This window comes from Microcystis sp. M53598_WE2 (assembly GCF_030067735.1).
GTDB classification, from domain to species: Bacteria; Cyanobacteriota; Cyanobacteriia; order Cyanobacteriales; family Microcystaceae; genus Microcystis; species Microcystis aeruginosa.
Genome location: NZ_JASJFE010001054.1, coordinates 1 through 4092, shown reverse-complemented (window position 1 = coordinate 4092; position 4092 = coordinate 1). Strand labels below are relative to the sequence as shown.

The 4092-nt window shown below is 43.3% G+C and carries 5 protein-coding genes; 1 reads left to right on the top strand and 4 read right to left on the bottom strand.

Annotated features, from left to right (window positions below):
- Positions 1–198: 198 nt before the first annotated feature.
- The 3 genes from PX636_RS21575 to PX636_RS21565 all read right to left on the bottom strand — a co-directional run bounded on the left by PX636_RS21575 (position 199) and on the right by PX636_RS21565 (position 2484).
- Entirely contained in the window at positions 199–954 is a 756-nt protein-coding gene (locus PX636_RS21575) for a class I SAM-dependent methyltransferase (protein WP_061430335.1), read from the bottom strand.
- 252 nt (positions 955–1206) lie between these two features.
- Positions 1207–1761 carry a YqeG family HAD IIIA-type phosphatase gene (locus PX636_RS21570; protein ID WP_149987783.1) on the bottom strand — a complete coding sequence of 185 codons (555 nt, stop codon included), beginning with the start codon at positions 1759–1761 and terminating at the stop codon, positions 1207–1209.
- Positions 1762–1860: 99 nt separating this feature from the next.
- Positions 1861–2484, bottom strand: coding sequence for a class I SAM-dependent methyltransferase (locus tag PX636_RS21565; protein ID WP_041803792.1), 624 nt, complete (start codon positions 2482–2484; stop codon positions 1861–1863).
- A gap of 119 nt (positions 2485–2603) precedes the next feature.
- Between PX636_RS21565 and hemH the strand changes: the two genes are divergently transcribed.
- Entirely contained in the window at positions 2604–3767 is a 1164-nt protein-coding gene (hemH, locus tag PX636_RS21560; protein WP_004163484.1) for a ferrochelatase, read from the top strand.
- A 95-nt stretch (positions 3768–3862) separates the two neighbouring features.
- On the opposite strand, the gene PX636_RS21555 is transcribed toward hemH, so the two are convergent.
- Positions 3863–4090 (bottom strand): cytochrome-c oxidase, encoded by a 228-nt coding sequence (locus PX636_RS21555; protein ID WP_288118805.1) that lies wholly within the window; start codon positions 4088–4090, stop codon positions 3863–3865.
- Positions 4091–4092: the final 2 nt, after the last annotated feature.

Below are 4092 nucleotides of genomic sequence, written 5' to 3'. Positions count from 1 at the left end.
TGTCAGTCTGTAGAGCGACCATAAGACCAGAACAGAGTAAATCTGTTAAGGCAGGTGCGGAACCCCGCAAGGGAAAGAAGCAGAAACCTAAATCGTGAGGTTTGGGAATCACCGTCCGTTTACGGCGGTGAGGATGTCAAAGTTGCAAGGGTAATTCTAACTTTTCTATCATCCTCTGGTTTGATCTTCTTCCGGCAATTATTGATTTTTTCGATAACAGCGCACGGTAATGTGATAGGGATGAAAAATCTCTAGAAAATCTTTTTGTAGGGTTTGAAAAAAGCTCTCAATAATTTTGGGATCGTCGAGATGAAAGGGATATTCTTGATTAAATCCTTTGAAAAAATACCAGTTAATAATTAGCTTTCCTCCTGGGTTTAACCAGTCATAGAACTTTTTAAGTTGGGCTGTAGGTGAGGGCAAATGCTCGATAACATCCAAACAGATAATCGTGTCAAATTTTAGCCGTTCGGGAATTTCCGTATAGAATGAGAGCTTATTAGTATCGAGATTTAATTGCTCGGCACGAAAGCGAACAAATTCATGATGTAGGGGATTAAGATCGCAATAGATCACCTGTTCAACCCCAGAATTCATTGCGGCAGCCAGGGCATGAGTACCGATTCCGCCACCAAAATCTAAGACTTTTCCGCTACCGTGATCATCAATTAATCTCAGGGTTTCCCCGATATATTCTTGACTGGATAAATGCCAAGCAGATAATTCAAATAAATAGTTTTCTTTGACTTTTTCCTGATAGAAAGAATCTGGATTTGTCCAAGAAAATTCTTGATGAGCTAAGGCCGCTAAGGAATCTTTTGCTATCGCTAATTTTGCTTGTAGAATTTCTGGGTCTAATTGTAAAAAGTTTTGTAGGTGTGACTCCAAATCAAAGGAATTGCGCTTGAATTCCGCAACCGAGGAGGATGATAGCAGGGAAGAATCTCGATTCATATATAGAGTGAAGCCAGGGAGAATTAACTAAAAAATCGTTCCCCATTATCTCACAATCTGGCCAAATTATAGCAGGAAGTTTTCGTTAAAACAGTAGTGCCAGCTTTTGGCGTATATCCGCAAAAACTGGCACCGTCCATCTATTGACCTTGTTATATTTAAGGTCTTTATCTCGGCTGACCTCATTTCAAATTATCTATAGTATTTTCTACTTTTCCCTCCTTTCCTCTATACTTAATTATTTTTTAATATTTACTTTTGTGAGGATTGGTCAGGTTTTATTAAGTAATGCTGCGGATGGAGGGAAACGCCGAAAATTTGTGATATCCACACCTCAAAATCGTGGATTGGATAAGCTGCCCCCCCCGTCAAGGGATTTACCATTGGTTTCACCAGAATGGTAAACATTCCCAGACGATTTCCCGCTAAAACATCGGTAAACAAGCGATCGCCAACCATGGCAATTTGTTGGGGGGGGAGACTCATGGCTGCCATCGCTTGCCGGAGTTTGCGTCGAGAGGGTTTCACCGCACCGAGAAGGTAGGGAAGTTGTAAATTATCAGCGATCGCACCGATACGATTTTCGCTAAGATTATTGCTTACCAACCAAATCGGTAGATAAAGACGCAAGGAATCGACCCAACGCTGTAAATCGTCAGAAACCGTCGTTTCCTGGAGGGGAACAAGGGTATCGTCCACATCGAGAATCAATCCTTTAATTTGATGCTGACTCAAAATCTCCAGACTGAGACCGAGAATCGTATCCCCTAAAATTAAATCGGGTTGTAGAATTTTTGCTCTAGTCATTACTTCTCAAAAATAACTGGCACCGAGTCGATCGAACTCAGCTTCCCTACTTAGTATAAATGACCGACTGCCTCTGAAAATCTTGCCTGGCCGATCCCTTCACTTGGCCGCTTGAATCACCTGTAAACTGCCACCAGCGTATAATTTTTGTTGACAATCACGAAAACCGAGCGCCTGTAAAGATTGGATCAGGTCCCTATCGATAAATTGCCAAGCGGTATGGGTTTCAAATAATTGCAAAAATAGGGCCAAAGAAGGCCAAAAAAGCGGGTTAGTGGGTCGATGAAAATCCACGAGGGCAAAAATTCCCCCCGGTCTGAGAACTCGATACACTTCTTTGAGGATTTCCTCTAACTGCTCCGGTTCCATTTCGTGGAGAGCGGCGCTAGTATGAACAAAGGCGAATTCTCCGGCATTAAAGGGCATTTTTTCGGCTAATCCCTCCACATAATGCGCTTGCGGCACCGCTAAACTAGCTCGCTCCAGGGCCACGGGAGAGACATCTAAACCGGTACAGCGATCGGATAGGGGTACTAAATAACGGGTGGTTTGACCCGCACCACAACAGAGATCGAGGATAGGGTCATTTTTAGCGATTTTTAAACCTTCTAGGGCCAATTGCCGAAAACGGGTTTCCCCACCCACCGCTAGGGCAGCCAGACGGGAGATACCATCGTAAAGCCATTGATACTGATAACTGAGGGGACGTAAAATTGTCGCCAAGATCAACCTCCAAAATTTGATTAAGTTCGATATTGTTTGTAATTTGTTTTAACGGTTCCACCGATATATTGTTAAACTTGGTAAAGAATCTGAAAATTTAAAAATTATCTGTTAACACTATGGGTCGCGTTGGCGTTTTATTATTAAATTTGGGTGGGCCGGAGCGGTTAGAGGATGTGCGTCCTTTTCTATTTAACCTTTTTTCTGACCCAGAGATCATCCGTTTACCGATCAAAGGATTACAAAAACCGTTAGCTTGGTTAATATCGACGCTAAGAGCGAGTAAATCCCAGGAAAATTACCGTCAGATTGGTGGTGGCTCCCCTTTACTCAAGATTACGGAAGCACAGGCCACGGCACTGCAACAACGTCTCAAGGAAATGGGGCGCGAGGTGAGCGTTTATATCGGGATGCGTTATTGGAATCCCTTCACCGAAGAAGCGATCGAGCGGATTAAACGGGATCATATCAAAAAATTAGTTATTCTTCCCCTTTATCCCCAATTTTCCATCAGTACCAGTGGTTCCAGTTTTCGTGTGCTGGAGGAAATGTGGCAGCAGGATCCCTATCTGCGTTTGACGGAATATACTCTCATCCCTTCTTGGTACGATCATCCCACTTATCTGAGTGCTATGGCCGATCTGATCGCGCGAGAATTAGAGCAGTGTCCTAATCCTGACCAAGTACATATCTTTTTTAGCGCCCATGGTGTCCCCCAAAGTTATGTGGAGGAAGCGGGAGATCCCTATCAAAGGCAAATTGAAGAATGCACTAGGGCGATCATGCGTACGCTAAATCGACCCAATCAGTACACTTTAGCCTATCAAAGTCGCGTCGGTCCGGTGGAATGGCTAAAACCCTACACTGAAGATGCTTTAAAAGAGTTGGGAGAGCAGGGAATTAAGCATTTATTGGTCGTACCGATTAGCTTTGTCTCGGAACACATCGAAACTCTGCAAGAAATCGATATAGAGTACCGAGAAGTGGCGGAAGAAGCGGGAATTGAACATTTTCAGCGAGTACCCGCTCTTAACACTCACCCGATGTTTATCGAATCTCTCTCCCAGTTAGTGGTCAAATCCCTAGAGGAAAAACCCACCACTTTCGAGCAAATTACCCATCCGAAAGCGAATATGAAAATGTATCCCCAGGAACGTTGGGAATGGGGGATGACAACGGCAGCCGAGGTGTGGAATGGCCGATTAGCGATGATCGGTTTTCTGGCAATTATTATCGAATTAATTACCGGTCAAGGACCGTTACATTTTGTTGGTTTATTATAACCTCAAGCTTCGTTGCCATTGCTTTTGATGGTAACTACCAAAATAAGGTTGGGTTTAACTATATTTAACCCAACCATTGGCGATTTTATCTTCTCTTAGGACATCATATTAGCAGAACGAACATTAACGTTAACTTCTAGCCTGCCATTGCCGAGCATATCTAACCCAGTGACGCTAAACAGATTAGCTTTAATGCCCCTTTCCTGAAAATTAGCCTGTAATTCTTTGATGAGAACCTCTTCCACTTTCCCTTCATCATCTGCTAGAGCTTGAACGATTTTAGCGGCGAAAGAGCCAATTTTTGCGCTCAATATTTCTTCCACAT